This is a genomic window from Klebsiella sp. B345 (assembly GCF_051131735.1).
In the GTDB taxonomy this organism is placed as follows: domain Bacteria; phylum Pseudomonadota; class Gammaproteobacteria; order Enterobacterales; family Enterobacteriaceae; genus Klebsiella.
The window spans coordinates 4,419,262-4,434,848 of sequence record NZ_CP180443.1 but is presented as its reverse complement, the minus strand read 5'-3'; the positions used below and the strand labels follow the sequence as shown (position 1 = coordinate 4,434,848).

Sequence of the window (15,587 nt, the reverse complement as noted above, 5' to 3'; positions counted from 1 at the left end):
CATCGTCACACAGACACGCCAACGATCAGCTGCCAGACGGAGCAAAAGCCCCGGCCGCCACCGCTTCAGGCGTCACCACGCCGCTGTCGAGCACCCAGCCATCAATCAGCGCTGCCGGGGTCACATCAAACGCCGGGTTATAAACCGGCGCATTCTCCGGCGCCCACTGCACTGCACCAAAGCTGCCGGCGACGCCGGTCACTTCCGCCGCCGCACGTTGCTCAATCGGAATTGCCTCGCCGTTAGGACAATGACGATCGAGAGTGGTCTGCGGCGCCGCTACGTAGAACGGTATACCGTGATACTTCGCCAGAACCGCCAGCGAATAGGTGCCGATCTTATTCGCCACATCCCCGTTGGCGGCAATCCGGTCGGCGCCGACCCACACCGCATCAACTTGCCCTTTCGCCATCAGGCTGGCAGCCATTGAATCGGTAATCAGCTGATACGGCACGCCCAGTTCACCCAGCTCCCAGGCGGTCAGTCGTCCCCCTTGTAACAACGGGCGCGTCTCATCGACCCAGACCATTTCAACCTGCCCGCGCTGATGGGCCAGGGCAATCACCCCCAGCGCCGTCCCGACCCCTGCGGTAGCCAGCCCGCCGGTATTGCAATGGGTCAGCAGACGGCTGCCTGGTTTCACCAAAGCGCAGCCGGTTTCGGCAATGCGGGCGCACAGTTGTTTGTCTTCGGCGATCAGCCGCAACGCTTCATCTTCCAGCGCCTGGATATAGTTGTCCTGCGCCAGTGCCAGCTTCATGCGGTCGAGATTGTTCATCAGGTTCACCGCCGTCGGGCGTGCCGCGCGTAATGTTTCCAGCGCCTGTCCGAGTTCAGCCTGGCTCAAGCCACGCCCGGCAAGCAGCGCCAGCAGCAGGCTGGCAGAAAGCCCGATCAGCGGCGCCCCACGCACCCGCAGCGCGTGGATATGGTCCACCAGCAACGAAACGTTATCCGCCGCCAGCCAGCGTTTTTCCTGCGGCAAGGCCTGCTGATCAAGAATAAAAAGCTGATTTTCGCTTACCCGCAGGCTGGTGGTCTGTAGTGTCTGCATATCGTTAAATCCCTGTTGCGTTGTTGTATCACATTGTGTCAGGATGAATTCCAGAAGTATAGACGTCTGAACGGCTTAATCAGAACTTTTGAGGATCGAGGCAATGTCGCAATACCATACCTTCACCCCCGGCGATGCCGTGGCTTACGCACAACAATTTGGCGGCATCGATAACCCGTCGGAGCTGGTGTCCGCGCAGGAAGTGGGGGACGGCAACCTCAACCTGGTCTTTAAGATTTACGATCTCCACGGCGTGAGCCGCATCGTGGTGAAACAGGCCCTGCCGTACGTTCGCTGCGTCGGCGAATCCTGGCCTCTGACCCTCGACCGCGCCCGCCTCGAAGCGCAGACGCTAGTGGAGCACTATCAGCACAGCCCGCAGCACACGGTGAAAATCCACCATTTCGATCCGGAACTGGCGGTCATGGTGATGGAAGATCTCTCCGATCACCAAATCTGGCGCGGCGAATTAATTCGTAACGTCGACTATCCGCAGGCCGCGGGCCAGCTGGGCGAATATCTTGCTCAGGTGCTGTTCCATACCAGCGATTTTTATCTGCATCCGCATGATAAAAAAGCGCAGGTCGCCCGGTTTACGAACCCGGAAATGTGCGAAATCACCGAGGATCTGTTCTTCAACGACCCGTACCAGATTCACGAGCGCAATAACTACCCGTCAGAGCTGGAGGCCGACGTTGCCGCCCTGCGCGACGACGCACAGCTCAAACTGGCGGTAGCGTCGCTGAAGCATCGCTTCTTCTCTCACGCCGAAGCCCTGCTGCACGGCGATATTCACAGCGGATCCATTTTTGTCGCCGAGGGTAGCTTTAAAGCCATCGACGCGGAATTCGGCTTTTTCGGCCCGATCGGCTTTGATATCGGCACCGCCATTGGCAACCTGCTCCTCAACTATTGCGGGCTGCCGGGACACCTGGGGATCCGTGATGCGGACGCGGCTCGCGAGCAACGTCTGCGTGATATTCAGGTGCTGTGGAACACTTTTGCCGAGCGCTTCCAGTCCCTGGCGACGGAGAAAACCCGCGACGCGGCCCTCTCCTGCCCCGGCTATGCCAGCCTGTTCCTGAAAAAAGTCTGGCATGATGCCATTGGCTTCTGCGGCAGCGAGTTGATTCGCCGTAGTGTCGGCCTCTCCCACGTGGCCGATATCGAGACCATCCAGGATCCGGCCATGCGCCATGACTGCCTGCGCCATGCCATAACCCTCGGTAAAGCGCTAATCGTCATTGCCGATCGCATTGAGAATGCCGACGATCTGATCGCCCGTATTCGTCAGTACGGCTGAGCCCAACAATACGTTCCCCGGCGGCACGCTGCTTGCCGGGGCGACCGTTCAGCCCCTATCCCAGATACTCGATCACCGACAGCCCACCGTTATAATCGGTGCTGTAAATAATCCCCTCAGCATCCACGAACACATCGCAGGACTGAATCACCTGCGGACGGCCCGGGCGCGTATCCATCATTGTCGCCGGCGCGGCAGGCACCAGCGCACCGGTCTCCACCGGTCGATAAGGGTCCGAGATATCATAGGCCCGCACGCCAGCGTTCTGGTACGTGGCGAAAATCAGCGTTGAACTGACAAAGCTGCCGGGGCGGTTTTCATGCAGGTTATGCGGGCCAAAATGGGCCCCTTTCGCCACATAGTCCACCTCGCTCGGCTGCGGGAAGGTGGAAATACTCACCGGGTTGGCCGGCTCGCGGATATCAAACAACCAAATCAGCTTCTCGCCATCCTGCTGGTTATCCAACACCGCCTCATCCAGTACCACCAGCAGATCGCGGTCCGGCAGCGGCAGCGCCGTATGGGTCCCACCGCCAAACGGCGGGCTCCAGTTGCGGTGGCTAATCAGTTTCGGCTGAGTGCGGTCCTTCACGTCCAGCAGCGTCAGGCCGCCGTCGCGCCAACTACCGTAAGCGGTATCCCCGGCGATAATGGCGTGATGCAGCGCGTAGCGTTTGCCTTCAGGCCAGTCCGCCGTCTCCCCCGCCGCCTGATGCATCCCCGGCAGCCACCAGCGCCCGGCCACTTCCGGCTTACGCGGATCCGCCATGTCGATAGTCAGGAAGATGTAGTCGCTAAATCCGTCGATCAGCGCGGAAACATAGGCCCAACGGCCACCAACGTACCAGATCCGGTGGATACCGATCCCATCGAGCGACAGAAAACCAATTTCGCGCGGCTTATCAGGATGGGAAATATCAAACACCCGCAGCCCGGCGCTCCAGCCGCGATCCTGCACATCGCTCACCGTCTCCCCCACCGAGCGGGTGTAATACACCTTCTCGTCGGCAAAGCGGGTGTCAGCAAACAGATCGCGGGCGTTGATCACCAGCAGAAGATCATCATGGGCCTGCAAATGGACGTTCCAGGTTCCCGGCGGCGCGGCAATGTAGTTCACCGTCTGCGGATGGCACGGATCGCGCACATCCACCACCGAAAAACCCTGTGACACCATATGGCCGATATACGCAAAACCACGGTGTACCATCAGTTGGACGCCGTCCGGGCGTCCCCCCTGATCGCTATGCCCAATCAGCCGCATATTGCGGCTGTAGTCGGGGCGCGGGAGTGCCGTCGCCATACCTGCTCCTTATTTGTGTTTCGCTTCCAGCGTGGCGAACCATGGGGCGATAAAATCTTCGGTCTGACCCCAGCCCGGAATAATTTTGCCCAGCGAGGCGACGTTAACCGCACCTGGCTGCGCTGCCAGCAGCGCCTGCGGAATAGCCGCCGCTTTAAAGTCATAGGTCGCAGGGGTCGGTTCGCCGGCAATTTTGTTGGCAATAAGCCGGACGTTTGTCGCCCCGATAAGCTTCGGATCCACCGCGACGCTGACCTTCCATGGGCTGCCGGCTTCACGCATTAGCTGCAGATCCTGGTTCGAAATGTCGATGCTGTAGAGTTTGATTTCGGTGCGGCCGTTCTCTTTCAGCGCCTTATAGGCCCCCTGGCTAAACGCATCCCAGGTGCCCCAGATAGCATCGATTTTGCCTTTTGGGTACTTGGCTAAAATGGCGCCGACTTTATTGGCGGTATCACCCTGCACGTCGGAAGAGACCGCGCCGATCGACTCCAGCTCTTTAATCCCCGGGTTTTGCTTGAGCAGGGTCTGGTAAGCGGTCTGACGGCGTTCCATCGGCGGGAAGCCGGCCACCCACAGTTTGATAATGTTGGCTTTGCCGTTGAAATCTTTCACCAGTTGGCCAAAGGAGAGATCGGTCAGTGAAGCATCATCCTGCTGGGTCACGGTCACGCCCGGGATCTCACCGCTGACGGCGGTATCGAACACGGCCACTTTGATACCGGCGTCCACCGCCTTTTTCACCAGCGCGGTGGAGTACGGATCGCGTCCCTGGGAGAGAATAATGCCGTCGTATTTCTGGCTAATCGCCTGATTAACAAAGTCCTGGAATTTGGCGTCGTCGCCGTTGCTGAGGAAGGTGCTCATTTTAAAACCGAGCTTTTTGCCCTCCTGAATCGCCCCGGAGACAAACTGAGTAGTGTTATCGTCAGAGCCAAGGTTGCGAATGACTGCGATACGAATCGGCCCTTCATGCCCGGCAATGGCCGCCGGGACCGGCGTCGGGGTTTCAGCAAAGGCCGCCGCAGAGTGGAACAACCCCAATGCGATGAGTGAATACGTTATCTTTTTCATGGTGTTTACCCTGTCATTTTTATGTGCGGCGCTGAAAGTAGGTCAGTGCGAGCGCGCCAGCCAGCACCAGCCCTTTAATAATGTCCATCGCGTAATACGGCACCGACAGCATCACCAGGCCGTTGGAAAGCACGCCAAGAATCACCGCCCCCACCAGCGTGCCCAGCGCGTTCGGTTTGCCAGAACCCGCCAGTGAAAAGCCGATCCACGCCGCCGCCACCGCATCCATCAGATAACCGCTGCCGGCGTTCACCTGCGAAGAGCCGATACGCGACGCCAGTAAAATGCCGCCCAGCCCGGCCAGTAAAGAGGCAATCACGTAGGCCGCCACTTTGTAGCGGGTAATGCGCAGGCCGGAGAGGCGCGCGGCCTCAGGGTTGCCGCCGATGGCGTACATTCTGCGTCCGTGGGTGGTGAAAGAGAGCGCCAGTTGGGCAATCACGGTCACCACCAGCATGACAATCACAATCGTCGGGACCTGCCCCAGCGCGCCAAAGGCCGCCGGAATGGTCCCTTCCGCCATATCGCCGCTCGGCAACACCATGTTCTCGGTGATCGAGCCGCCGTAGCTGTAGGTCATCGCCACGCCCTGGATCACAAACAGGCTGGCAAGGGTGGCGAGCATGTCGGGAATACGCAGGATGACGATTAAAAAGGCGTTAAACAGCCCCACCAGCGTACAGAGCGCGAGGGTGACCACAATCGCTTCCGTGGTACCGAAGCCGTGCCAGACAAACAGAGAAATCACCAGCGCATTGGCCAAAGAGGCGGTCGATCCCACCGACAGGTCAAAACCGCCGATGGTCAGCGAAATGGACACGCCGATGGCAATCACCGTCACAATGGCGATGGAGCGCAAAATGTTGATGATGTTGAACGGGTCGAGGAAGTTGTCCGACGCGAGGCCAAACACCGCAATCAGCAGCACCACGGTCAGCAACATGCCCCACTTATAAAGAAAATCAAAAAACCGCTGACGGCCCGATACCGTCGCGTTCACTGCCAGGGCCTTACTCACGCTGCTGCTCCTCCGGTGGAGTAATAAAGAAGTGTCTCTTCGCGGGCTTCAGCGCCCGGTATTTCTGCCACGATACGCCCGTCCCACAACACGCAAATACGGTCGCACAACCCCACCAGCTCTGAGAATTCACCCGAGGCGTAGATCACCCCTTTTCCCTCTCGCGCCAGCCCGTCGATCAGGCTGAACAGGTCGGTTTTTGCTTTCACATCGACGCCTTTGGTCGGCTCATCGAAGATCAGGACGTTAGCGTTGCCACGCAACCATTTGCCGATCGCCACCTTCTGCTGATTCCCGCCGGAGAGGCGACGCAGGGTCTGGGCCGGGCCGGTAGTGCGGATTCCCACGCGGGCGATTACCTCCTCCGCCCAGCGCCACGCCTGGCGATGCCCGAACAGGCTCCAGCGCGAAAAGCTGCGATCGGCGCTGACCGCAAGGTTCATGCCGATCGGTTCATCGATAAAAATACCCTCTTTGCGCCGCTCTTCCGGCACCAGCGCCAGCCCGCGCATCACCGAATCCGCCGGGTCACGCGGCCGCCACGGCTGGCTGTTCAGCTCGCCGTGGTTCAAACGACTTTTACTGGCGCCAAACAGCGCTTTGCACAGTTCAGTTTTCCCGGCCCCGGCTAAGCCCGCGATACCAAGGATTTCGCCCTTGCGCAGACGCAGCGAAATATCCTGCAGCAACCCCTCGTCGTGCAGCCCCTCGACCTGCAGCAGAATCTCTTCGCTGTGGGGCTGACGCGGCGGCGGGAAAATATCCTGCAGCTCGTGGCCAAGCATCTTCTCGACGATTTGCTCCCCGCTGAGATCCGCCATCGGGCCGCTTTCAATCAGCTTGCCGTCGCGCAGAACCGTCAGGGTGTCGCAGATCGCTTTCAGTTCGTGAATACGGTGTGAGATAAACACCACCCCAATCCCCTGCTGTTGCAGGCGACGCACTACCGTGAACAAGCGCTCACTTTCATGCTGGTCCAGCGGAGCGGTAGGTTCATCAAGAATCAAAAAGCGGCAATGATGCGACAACGCGCGGGCCAGCAGGATTTGCTGCTTCTCCGCCAGGGTGCAGCTCTCGATAGTGCGGCGCACGTCAAGGCTGATATCCAGCTGAGCCAGCGCTTCACGCGCCTGCTCGCGCACCCGACGCCAGCGAAAACGCAGTCCCGGCTCCGCCAGGCGATCCAGCATGATGTTTTCCGCAATGGTCAGGCCCGGCACCAGCGCCACATCCACTTCTTGTTGCACCAGATGAATGCCCAGCAGCTTCGCATCCCGTGGGGAACGAATGCTCACCGGTTGGTTATTGATAACAATCTCACCTTCATAATGGGCGTGCGTACCGCACAGTACCGCCATCAGCGTCGATTTCCCCGCGCCGTTGGCGCCGGTCAACGCATGCACCGACCCGCCCCGCAGGGTGAAGGCGACCTGACTGAGCGCCCTGAAGCCGGAAAAGGCCAGGTTAATGCTGTTCATCTCCAGACGATTCACTGCCGTCCCCCGCAACCTTTGTCATTAATCTTCTGATTTAACGAATTTTTCACAGCTGCCCTTGACTGACAACTGCGTAAAAGGCATAAGATAAAACGAAATAATATTAGCCATCCGGATGTCCAGACATAACATCAGGTTAGCAAAACGAAATAAGGACAGCGTTCATGAGCAACAGCGATATCCGTGTGGTACCCGGCCCGGCCAACTATTTTTCCCATCCCGGTAGCCTCGCCCGGCTGCATGATTTTTTCAGCGACGAGCAGCTCTCCCGGGCCATCTGGATCTACGGCGAACGCGCCATTGCCGGCGCGGAACCCTTCCTGCCGGCGGCATTTCACGCCGAAGGGGCCAGGAAGGTGCTGTTTAAAGGGCACTGTAGCGAAAGTGACGTCGCGCGACTGGTCGATGACGCCGGCGATGACCGTAGCGTGGTGATTGGCATCGGCGGCGGTGCGTTGCTGGATACGGTCAAAGCGCTGGCCCGGCGCTTAGGCCTGCTGGTGGTCGCCATCCCGACTATCGCCGCCACCTGCGCCGCCTGGACCCCGCTGTCGGTGTGGTACAACGATGCCGGCCAGGCGTTGCAGTTTGAAATCTTCGACGATGCCAACTTTCTGGTGCTGGTGGAGCCGGAGATTATTCTCAACGCCCCGGCGGAGTATCTGCTGGCAGGCATCGGGGATACCCTGGCGAAATGGTACGAAGCGGTGGTCCTCGCGCCAAAACCGGAAACCCTGCCGCTGACCGTGCGCCTTGGGATTAACGCCGCGCTGGCGATCCGTGATGTGCTGCTGGAAAACAGCGAAACCGCCCTGGCAGACCAGCAGCACGCTGAACTATCGCAGGCGTTTCGCGATGTGATCGATGCCATCATCGCCGGCGGCGGGATGGTCGGCGGTTTAGGCGAGCGTTATACCCGTGTCGCCGCCGCGCACGCGGTACATAACGGTCTGACCGTACTGCCGCAGACCGAGAAGTTCCTCCACGGTACCAAAGTCGCTTACGGCATACTGGTGCAGAGCGCCCTGCTGGATCAGGACGAGGTTCTGGCCCAGTTGGTGAATGCTTACCGTCGCTTCAACCTGCCGACGACTCTGGCGGAGCTGGACGTGGATATCCATAACCGGGGCGAGCTGGACAAGGTGATTGCACATACCCTGCGCCCGGTGGAGTCGATTCACTTCCTGCCGGTGGAGCTCACGCCACAGCGGCTGGCTGCGGCCTTTGAGAAAGTGGAAAACTTCCGCCGACAGGTACATTGACGAAGCGCGTTCTCGCTCTATACCTAATGATGGTTCTCCCACTCATTGTACGAGGTCATCATGCAGATCGATTTAACGGGTAAAAAGGCGTTGGTCACCGGAGCCAGTCGCGGCATCGGTCGTGTGATTGCATTGTCACTGGCACAGGCGGGTGCCGATGTAGTGATTACTTATGAGAAGTCCGCCGGGAAAGCGCAGGACGTTGCCGACGAAATCGTCGCCCTTGGCCGCCAGGGCGCGGCGATTCAGGCCGACAGCGCCAACGCCCAGGCAATTCAGCAGGCCGTTGCCCAGACGGTGGCCACCCTTGGCGGGCTGGATATTCTGGTGAACAACGCCGGGATCGCACGCGGTGGCCCGCTGGAGTCGCTATCGCTGGAAGATATTGATGCGCTGATCAACGTCAATATTCGTGGCGTCGTCGTCGCGACTCAGGCGGCGCTGGCGCATCTGCCCGATGGCGGACGGATTATCAACATTGGCAGCTGCCTCGCTAACCGCGTGGCCTCGCCGGGGATTGCGGTCTACGCCATGACCAAGTCCGCCCTCAATTCGCTGACCCGCGGCCTTGCACGTGACCTTGGCCCGCGCGGCATTACCGTTAACCTCGTACACCCTGGCCCAACCGACAGCGATATGAACCCGGCCGACGGTGAGCAGGCCGAGTCACAGCGTCAGCTGATTGCGTTAGGGAAGTATGGCCAGGCGGAAGATGTGGCTGCCGCGGTAACCTTTCTGGCCAGCCCGGCCGCCGGACAAATTTCCGGCACCGGTCTGGATGTCGATGGGGGGCTTAATGCCTGAGAGGGTGGCTTAGCAACACTTCGCCCCCCCTTTGCCACCATAGCGGGCATCCTGGCGCTCGCGGAAAAACTCTTCATAGGTCATCGGCGTCTGCTCGGGATGAGTCTGGCGAATATGCTCGACATAATTATCGTAATCGGGCACGCCAATCATCATTTTCGCCGCCTGGCCCAGGTACTTCCCGGCTTTTGAAAGCGTATCAAACATAGTGGTCTCTCTTAACCGCCCCTTTCCGCGAACGGAAAGGGGCAACATCTTAATGTGCGCTCTTGGTCTGGGTGGCCAGCGTTTGCGCATTGGCAGGTAATGGCTCGTAAGGCGTCTCTTTCGCCGTCGGTTTGTTCTCTTTTAATGCCGCCAGCGCGGTTTTGATCGAGAACAGCGCCAACACCAGCACGACCACCATAAAGAAGATGGTGAGGCCGGCGTCCAGACGGTTGTTAAACACCAACTGTGCCAGCTGCGATTCGGTGTACTGCGGCGGAATATTGCCGCTATCAATCATCGCCTGGAACTTATTGGCAATCGCCAGGAAGCCCACTTTAGTGTCGGTGCTAAACGACTTCTGCCAGCCGGCGGTCAGGGTACAGATCAACAGCCAGCTCGTCGGCAACAGTGCCACCCACGCATAGCGCTCGCGCTTCATCTTGAACAGTACCACTGCGCACAGCATCAACGCCATCCCCGCCAGCATCTGGTTGGCGATACCAAACAGCGGCCACAGGGTGTTTATACCGCCTAATGGGTCAACTACCCCCTGGTGCAGGAAGTAGCCCCAGGCCAACACGCATAGCCCGGTCGCCAGCAGGTTCGCCGGCAGCGAGTTGGTTTTCTTCAGCCCCGGGCTGATTACCCCCAGTAAGTCCTGCAGCATAAAGCGCGCCGCACGTGTCCCGGCGTCGACCGCGGTCAGGATAAACAGCGCTTCAAACAGAATCGCGAAGTGATACCAGAAGGCAACATCCATCAACCCGCCCAGCGAGCCGTGCAGGATATAGGCCATCCCCACCGCCAGCGTCGGCGCACCACCTGCGCGCGAGATAATTGACTGCTCACCTACCTCGCTGGCTATCTGGCGCAGCGTATCCGGGGTAATGCTAAAGCCCCAGCTGCTGACCACCTGGGCAGCGGACGCCACCACATCGGTGGTCCCCGCCGGTGCCAGCACCGCCATCGGGCTGTTCATGGCGAAGTAGACGCCCGGGTCGATAATACAGGCCGCCACCAGCGCCATGATGGCGACGAAGGATTCCATCAGCATACCGCCGTAGCCGATAAAACAAGCCTGGCCTTCGTTGGCCAGCATTTTCGGTGTGGTACCGGAGGAGATCAGGGCGTGGAAGCCGGATACCGCACCGCAGGCGATGGTGATAAACAGGAACGGGAACATGCTGCCGGACCACACCGGACCAGTGCCATCAATAAATTTGGTGAGGGCAGGCATGGTCAGGGTCGGGCGCATGATCAGAATCCCGATCGCCAGCCCGACAATGGTGCCGATTTTCAGGAAGGTAGAGAGGTAATCGCGCGGAGCCAGCAGCAGCCACACTGGAAGCACGGCGGCAATAAAGCCATAGCCCACCAGAATCCAGGTCAACTGGACGCCGGTGTAATCAAACCACGGCGCCCAGGTCGGGCTTTCCGCGACCCATCCGCCAGAGACAATCGCGAACACCAGCATCACCAGGCCAATCACCGACACTTCGCCAATGCGTCCCGGACGCAGGTAGCGAATGTAGACCCCCATAAAAATCGCCAGCGGAATGGTGAAGGCGACGGTATAGGTGCCCCACGGGCTGTGGGTCAGCGCTTTCACGACGATCATCGCCAGTACCGCGAGGATGATCACCATGATCATAAAGCAGGCCACCAGCGCCAGTACCCCGGCGGTCGGTCCCATCTCTTCTTTCACCAGTTCCCCAAGGGAACGGCCGTCACGGCGGGTGGAGACAAACAGCACCATAAAGTCCTGTACTGCACCGGCCAGCACCACCCCGGCGAGGATCCAGATCATCCCCGGCAGGTAGCCCATCTGCGCCGCCAGCACCGGCCCCACCAGCGGCCCGGCCCCGGCAATCGCCGCAAAATGGTGACCGAACAGCACTTTCTTATCGGTCGGGACATAGTCGAGACCGTCGTTATGTCGCACCGCGGGCGTCATGCGCGTGGGGTCAACCGCCAGCACGTTTTTGGCGATGTAGAGGCCATAGAAACGATAGGCGATCAGATAAATGCAGACTGCCGCGACGACAATCCATAGCGCATTAATCTGTTCACCTCGGTTTAAGGCAATGTAGCCAAGAGCAAAGGCTCCGATGACGGAGAGCAATGCCCAGAAGAAGTATTTCCCTGAATTATTCATCGTAGCGTTCCACCGGTAGAGTAATCAGAATGTTACATTTTGTTTCTAGAACACAACCCGGAGTTTAACAACGTTGAAACCATACAGATGTCGTGCAGAGACAAGGATTTATCTCACATTGCTAGCGAGATCACTTCTGGCAGGAAAAAGAATGTAAACGGGGAGGATAATCTGCAACTGCATCATGGTTGATTCCCGGAGGCGGCGCTTAACGCGCCTTGTCCGGGCTATCGTTTCTCAGACAACTGTAACCGCGTAGCCACCAGGGAATTAACCCAGTACGGCGGTGCCCAACCGGCAGGTACAGCAGCGGCGACCGCGCTCGTCGAACACCGCAATTTCCCAGCTCTGGCTCTGCCGCCCGAGATGCAGCGGACGGCATTCGCCGCGCACGCGACCGCTGGACACCGCCCGATGGTGGGTGGCATTCAGCTCGGTGCCGACCACGCACTGGCCCTCTTCGGTCATCAGCCAGCCGGCCATTGACCCGAGCGTCTCCGCCAGCGCGGCGGACGCGCCGCCGTGCAGCAGACCAAACGGCTGATGGGTGCGGGCATCCACCGGCATCTCCGCCTCAATCAGTCCGTCTTCCAGGCGGGTATAGACAATCCCCAGATGCGCCACCATCGTATTTTCGCTGGTCGCATTCAGCGCTTCCAGGGTCAGTTGACGTTTCCAGGCCATTTACGCCCCCAACGTCGAGCCGCCGTCGACCACGATATCCTGCAACGTGATATGGCTGGCGTGAGCGGAGGCAAGGAACAGGATGGTGCTGGCAATCTCCTGCGGGCGGGCAATTTTGCCCAGCGGGATCCCGAGCTTAAACTGCTCACCAAACCCGCGAATACGGCTCTGCTCGGCATCATCGCTGACCCACAGCGTGCGTTGCATATCGGTATCGGTAGAGCCAGGAGAAACCAGATTACAACGGACGCCGGATCCCGCCAGCTCCAGGCCAACGGTCAGCGCCAGGCTTTTCAACGCCGCCTTTGAGGCGCCGTAGGCGCTCATTCCGATGCGCGGCGTATGCGCTGCATCGGAAGCCACGGTGACAATCGCCCCGCCCTGCTGACGACGGAACTGCGCCATCGTCTGCTGGAACAGGTTAAACGCCCCGCCGACGTTGACCGCAAAGGTCTGCTGCCACGCTTCCTGGCTCAGCTCGTCGGTGGCCCCCATGCGCAAAATGCCCGCCGCATTGACCAGCACATCGAGCCGGGCGATCCCCGCCAGCAATCGTCCGCACACCTCGGCCACCTGCTGCGCATTCGCAACATCCAGCGTCTGGGTGGCAAACGGGTAGTCCTGCCCCTCAAACGCAAGATCAAAGCCGGTGACGTTGGCGCCGGCCTCGGTAAATGCCAGCGCCGTGGCGTAGCCGATGCCCTTACCGGCGCCGGTTACCCACACGGTCTGTCCCTGAAAATCCAGCGCGGCCATTATTTCACCTCACGGCTAAGCAGCGCCCACCAGGCATCAAGGGTCGGTTTTTTCGCCAGCATCACGAAGTCGATATCGCCGTGCACTTTACGCCAGCGCGCGGCCAGCGCCATCATGCGCACCGAATCCAGCCCGTAGTCGATCAGGTTTTCATCATCCATCGGTTCATCGGACTCATCCAGCAACGGCAGAATCAGCGCCCGCAGCGCCGCTTTTGACGTCGGCAGCGGCAGCAGCTCTTCGGTCATCAGCACCCGACCACAGCGACCGGCGACATACTTCAGCGACATCAGATGCTCTTCACGGCTGAAGTCAGCCAGCGCATCGGCAACGAAGAACGGTTTAATATCCCGCATAAAGGCGTCGGTGGCGGTAGTCATACAGCCGATATGGGCATAGACGCCGGTAATGATCAGCTGGTCGCGGCCGCTCTCTTTTAAGATTGCCTCCAGCGGCGAGCGATGAAACGCACTGTAGCGCCACTTCACCAGCACGGTGTCGTCTTCATCCGGCGCCAGCGCCGCAATCACCTGCTGCTGCTCCGGTGAGCGGGTCAGACCCGGTCCCCACATATCATTGAGCAGCGCGCGATCTTCATCGCTCTGGTCTTTCGGCTGAGCGGTGTAGAACACCGGAATATCGTTCTGTTTGCAGAAGTCACGCAGGGCGGCAATATTGGCGACCACTTTCGCCATCATGGCGCTGTCTTCGCCCCAGAAATTGAGGAAATACTCCTGCATATCGTGGATCAACAGCGCGGCGCGGGACGGCTCAAAGCGCCAGTCCACTTTGTTTACCGGGATATCGTTCGCTTCCGGCAATGCGTAAGCCTGTAATTTAGGGATGGCCATTCTGTCTTCTCCTTCAGCCCGGCTTGCGTTCGGCCAGTTGCTGACGTAATTGTTTTTTATCGACTTTGCCCACCGGCGTCAGCGGCAGCGCATCGACGCACTCCACGCGATCCGGAAGTTTAAATTCTGCGACCCCCTGCTCACGCAGGAAGCGGCGCACCGCCACCGCGCGCAGCGGGGATTTGACCACCAGCCAGGCGCAGCTTTTCTCGCCCAGCAGGTTATCTTCCATGCTGACCAACGCGGCATGGATCACCTCCGGGTGGCGCAGCAGCAGGTTTTCCACCTCTTCTGCCGCGATCTTTTCGCCACCGCGGTTGATCTGATCTTTTTCACGTCCCTGCACGGTGATGTATCCGTCCTCATCGATCGAGATCAGATCCCCGGAGCAGTAAAAACCGTCCGCATCAAAGGCATCAGCATTGTGCTGCGGGCTTTTGTAATATCCGCGGAAAGTGTACGGACCGCGGGTCATCAGACGGCCTACTTCACCACGCGGCAGCGGGTTACCCTCAGCATCCGCCACCCAGACTTCATCGTCCGGGCACATCGGGCAGCCCTGGGTATTGATGATGCGCTCCTGGCTGTCGTTGAGACGGGTGTAGTTCACCAGCCCTTCCGCCATGCCGAAAACCTGCTGCAGCAGGCAACCAATTTCGGTCTGGATCCGCGCCGCCAGCGTCGCTGACAGGCGCGCACCGCCGACCTGCAGCAGCTCCAGCGAACGCAGTTGCTGGTTGCCGGCCCCTTCGCGGATCGCCTGTAACCACAGGCTGACCGCCGGTGGCACCAGCGACGCCACGTTGATCTGATGCTGTTCAATCAGCGGGAAGCACAGCGTGGCGCTGGGATCGTTGGCCAGGATCACCTGACCGCCGGCGAGAAACACCCCGAGGGAACCCGGCGAGCTCATCGCGTAGTTATGAGCGGCGGGCAACGCATTCAGGTAGCGCGTCCCGGCGCTGATGCCGCAAATTTCGTTGCTGCGGCGGATGCTGTAGTCGTAGTCGTTATGGGTGCGCGGGATCAGCTTGGGCGTGCCGGTGCTGCCGCCGGAGAGCTGGAAAAAAGCCACTTCATCGGCAGGGGTGGGGTTGGCAATAAAGTTATCCGCCGGCTGGGCGATCGCCGCCGCCAGATCGTATTCGCCGCGATCGTTACGTAGCAGAACCACCCGCACCGATGCATGTTGATCCACAAAGCCATTCAGGAACTGATCGTCGGCAAACAGGGTATGCTCGCGATCGGCAATCAGCAGCGCAGGCTCGATCTGCGTGGCATAGGCATTAAGTTCACTGCGTTGATGGCTGAACAACGCATTCACCGGAGCCACCCCGATGCGCAGCAGTGCAAACAGCGTAATGTAGAACTCGGCGACGTTGCCGAGCTGCACCAGCGCGGTTTCGCCACGCTTCAACCCCATACGCTGGAGCGATGAGGCCAGATTATCTACCTGTTGATTAAATTGGCGATAACTGTAGCGGGTATCACCGTCGATAATCGCGATAGCGTCGTTATTGGCGTGACGGGTAATCAAATTGGTGAGCGGCAGATCCTGCCAGTAACCTTTTTCGCGATAGCGGGCGGCAAAGCTCTCCGGCCAGCGGGTAAATTCAATCATCA

General features: G+C 59.5%; 14 protein-coding genes. 3 read left to right on the top strand and 11 right to left on the bottom strand.

What is annotated here, in order from left to right; all coding sequences use genetic code 11:
• Positions 1-25 precede the first annotated feature (25 nt).
• Positions 26-1,054, bottom strand: coding sequence for an S-methyl-5-thioribose-1-phosphate isomerase (mtnA, locus tag ACMYSO_RS20750; protein WP_434667484.1), 1,029 nt, complete (start codon positions 1,052-1,054; stop codon positions 26-28).
• A gap of 103 nt (positions 1,055-1,157) precedes the next feature.
• On the opposite strand from mtnA, the gene mtnK reads away from it, so the two are divergent.
• Positions 1,158-2,357, top strand: coding sequence for an S-methyl-5-thioribose kinase (gene mtnK, locus ACMYSO_RS20745; RefSeq protein WP_434667481.1), 1,200 nt, complete (start codon positions 1,158-1,160; stop codon positions 2,355-2,357).
• Between the two features lie 55 nt (positions 2,358-2,412).
• Here the strand turns inward: mtnK and ACMYSO_RS20740 are convergent, their stop codons facing one another.
• The 4 genes from ACMYSO_RS20740 to ACMYSO_RS20725 are packed head-to-tail and all read right to left on the bottom strand — an operon-like array spanning position 2,413 to position 7,227.
• Positions 2,413-3,657 carry an LVIVD repeat-containing protein gene (locus tag ACMYSO_RS20740; protein WP_434667478.1) on the bottom strand — a complete coding sequence of 415 codons (1,245 nt, stop codon included), beginning with the start codon at positions 3,655-3,657 and terminating at the stop codon, positions 2,413-2,415.
• Positions 3,658-3,666: 9 nt separating this feature from the next.
• Entirely contained in the window at positions 3,667-4,731 is a 1,065-nt protein-coding gene (locus tag ACMYSO_RS20735; protein WP_434667475.1) for a sugar ABC transporter substrate-binding protein, read from the bottom strand.
• A 19-nt stretch (positions 4,732-4,750) separates the two neighbouring features.
• Entirely contained in the window at positions 4,751-5,749 is a 999-nt protein-coding gene (locus ACMYSO_RS20730; RefSeq protein ID WP_434667472.1) for an ABC transporter permease, read from the bottom strand.
• The gene (locus ACMYSO_RS20725) at positions 5,746-7,227 is read right to left on the bottom strand and encodes a sugar ABC transporter ATP-binding protein (protein ID WP_434667469.1); all 1,482 of its coding nucleotides are present in this window, start codon (positions 7,225-7,227) and stop codon (positions 5,746-5,748) included. The genes ACMYSO_RS20730 and ACMYSO_RS20725 overlap by 4 nt, the downstream gene beginning before the upstream one ends.
• Positions 7,228-7,409: 182 nt before the next feature.
• Here ACMYSO_RS20725 and ACMYSO_RS20720 point away from each other — a divergent pair, with 182 nt between their 5' ends.
• Together ACMYSO_RS20720 and ACMYSO_RS20715 are read left to right on the top strand one after the other, a co-directional pair.
• Positions 7,410-8,507 (top strand): oxidoreductase, encoded by a 1,098-nt coding sequence (locus tag ACMYSO_RS20720; protein ID WP_434667466.1) that lies wholly within the window; start codon positions 7,410-7,412, stop codon positions 8,505-8,507.
• Positions 8,508-8,567: 60 nt separating this feature from the next.
• A complete protein-coding gene (locus ACMYSO_RS20715) occupies positions 8,568-9,311 on the top strand; it encodes a 3-oxoacyl-ACP reductase family protein (protein ID WP_434667463.1) in 744 nt (247 codons plus the stop codon).
• A 9-nt stretch (positions 9,312-9,320) separates the two neighbouring features.
• Here the strand turns inward: ACMYSO_RS20715 and ACMYSO_RS20710 are convergent, their stop codons facing one another.
• The 6 genes from ACMYSO_RS20710 to entE all read right to left on the bottom strand — a co-directional run bounded on the left by ACMYSO_RS20710 (position 9,321) and on the right by entE (position 15,585).
• The gene (locus ACMYSO_RS20710; RefSeq protein ID WP_032688939.1) at positions 9,321-9,518 is read right to left on the bottom strand and encodes a YbdD/YjiX family protein; all 198 of its coding nucleotides are present in this window, start codon (positions 9,516-9,518) and stop codon (positions 9,321-9,323) included.
• Between the two features lie 49 nt (positions 9,519-9,567).
• Positions 9,568-11,673, bottom strand: coding sequence for a pyruvate/proton symporter CstA (cstA, locus tag ACMYSO_RS20705; protein ID WP_434667460.1), 2,106 nt, complete (start codon positions 11,671-11,673; stop codon positions 9,568-9,570).
• A 270-nt stretch (positions 11,674-11,943) separates the two neighbouring features.
• Positions 11,944-12,357: a proofreading thioesterase EntH gene (gene entH / locus ACMYSO_RS20700; RefSeq protein ID WP_434585948.1), complete on the bottom strand. Its 414-nt coding sequence runs from the start codon at positions 12,355-12,357 to the stop codon at positions 11,944-11,946.
• A complete protein-coding gene (gene entA, locus ACMYSO_RS20695; protein WP_434667457.1) occupies positions 12,358-13,113 on the bottom strand; it encodes a 2,3-dihydro-2,3-dihydroxybenzoate dehydrogenase EntA in 756 nt (251 codons plus the stop codon).
• Positions 13,113-13,964, bottom strand: a complete 852-nt coding sequence (locus ACMYSO_RS20690; RefSeq protein ID WP_434667454.1) for an isochorismatase family protein — start codon at positions 13,962-13,964, stop codon at positions 13,113-13,115. Before ACMYSO_RS20690 ends, entA begins: the two co-directional genes overlap by 1 nt.
• A 13-nt stretch (positions 13,965-13,977) precedes the next feature.
• On the bottom strand, positions 13,978-15,585 hold the full coding sequence (entE, locus tag ACMYSO_RS20685; protein WP_434670851.1) for a (2,3-dihydroxybenzoyl)adenylate synthase EntE: 1,608 nt from the start codon (positions 15,583-15,585) through the stop codon (positions 13,978-13,980).
• Positions 15,586-15,587: the final 2 nt, after the last annotated feature.

Coding starts and splice junctions, on each gene's coding strand:
- mtnK (WP_434667481.1), top strand. CDS start 1,158: ATGTCGCAATACCATACCTTCACCCCCGGCGATGCCGTGGCTTACGCA.
- cstA (WP_434667460.1), bottom strand. CDS start 11,673: ATGAATAATTCAGGGAAATACTTCTTCTGGGCATTGCTCTCCGTCATC.
- entE (WP_434670851.1), bottom strand. CDS start 15,585: ATGATTGAATTTACCCGCTGGCCGGAGAGCTTTGCCGCCCGCTATCGC.
- ACMYSO_RS20720 (WP_434667466.1), top strand. CDS start 7,410: ATGAGCAACAGCGATATCCGTGTGGTACCCGGCCCGGCCAACTATTTT.
- ACMYSO_RS20715 (WP_434667463.1), top strand. CDS start 8,568: ATGCAGATCGATTTAACGGGTAAAAAGGCGTTGGTCACCGGAGCCAGT.
- ACMYSO_RS20710 (WP_032688939.1), bottom strand. CDS start 9,518: ATGTTTGATACGCTTTCAAAAGCCGGGAAGTACCTGGGCCAGGCGGCG.
- entH (WP_434585948.1), bottom strand. CDS start 12,357: ATGGCCTGGAAACGTCAACTGACCCTGGAAGCGCTGAATGCGACCAGC.
- ACMYSO_RS20690 (WP_434667454.1), bottom strand. CDS start 13,964: ATGGCCATCCCTAAATTACAGGCTTACGCATTGCCGGAAGCGAACGAT.
- ACMYSO_RS20725 (WP_434667469.1), bottom strand. CDS start 7,227: ATGAACAGCATTAACCTGGCCTTTTCCGGCTTCAGGGCGCTCAGTCAG.
- ACMYSO_RS20740 (WP_434667478.1), bottom strand. CDS start 3,657: ATGGCGACGGCACTCCCGCGCCCCGACTACAGCCGCAATATGCGGCTG.
- ACMYSO_RS20735 (WP_434667475.1), bottom strand. CDS start 4,731: ATGAAAAAGATAACGTATTCACTCATCGCATTGGGGTTGTTCCACTCT.
- entA (WP_434667457.1), bottom strand. CDS start 13,113: ATGGCCGCGCTGGATTTTCAGGGACAGACCGTGTGGGTAACCGGCGCC.
- mtnA (WP_434667484.1), bottom strand. CDS start 1,054: ATGCAGACACTACAGACCACCAGCCTGCGGGTAAGCGAAAATCAGCTT.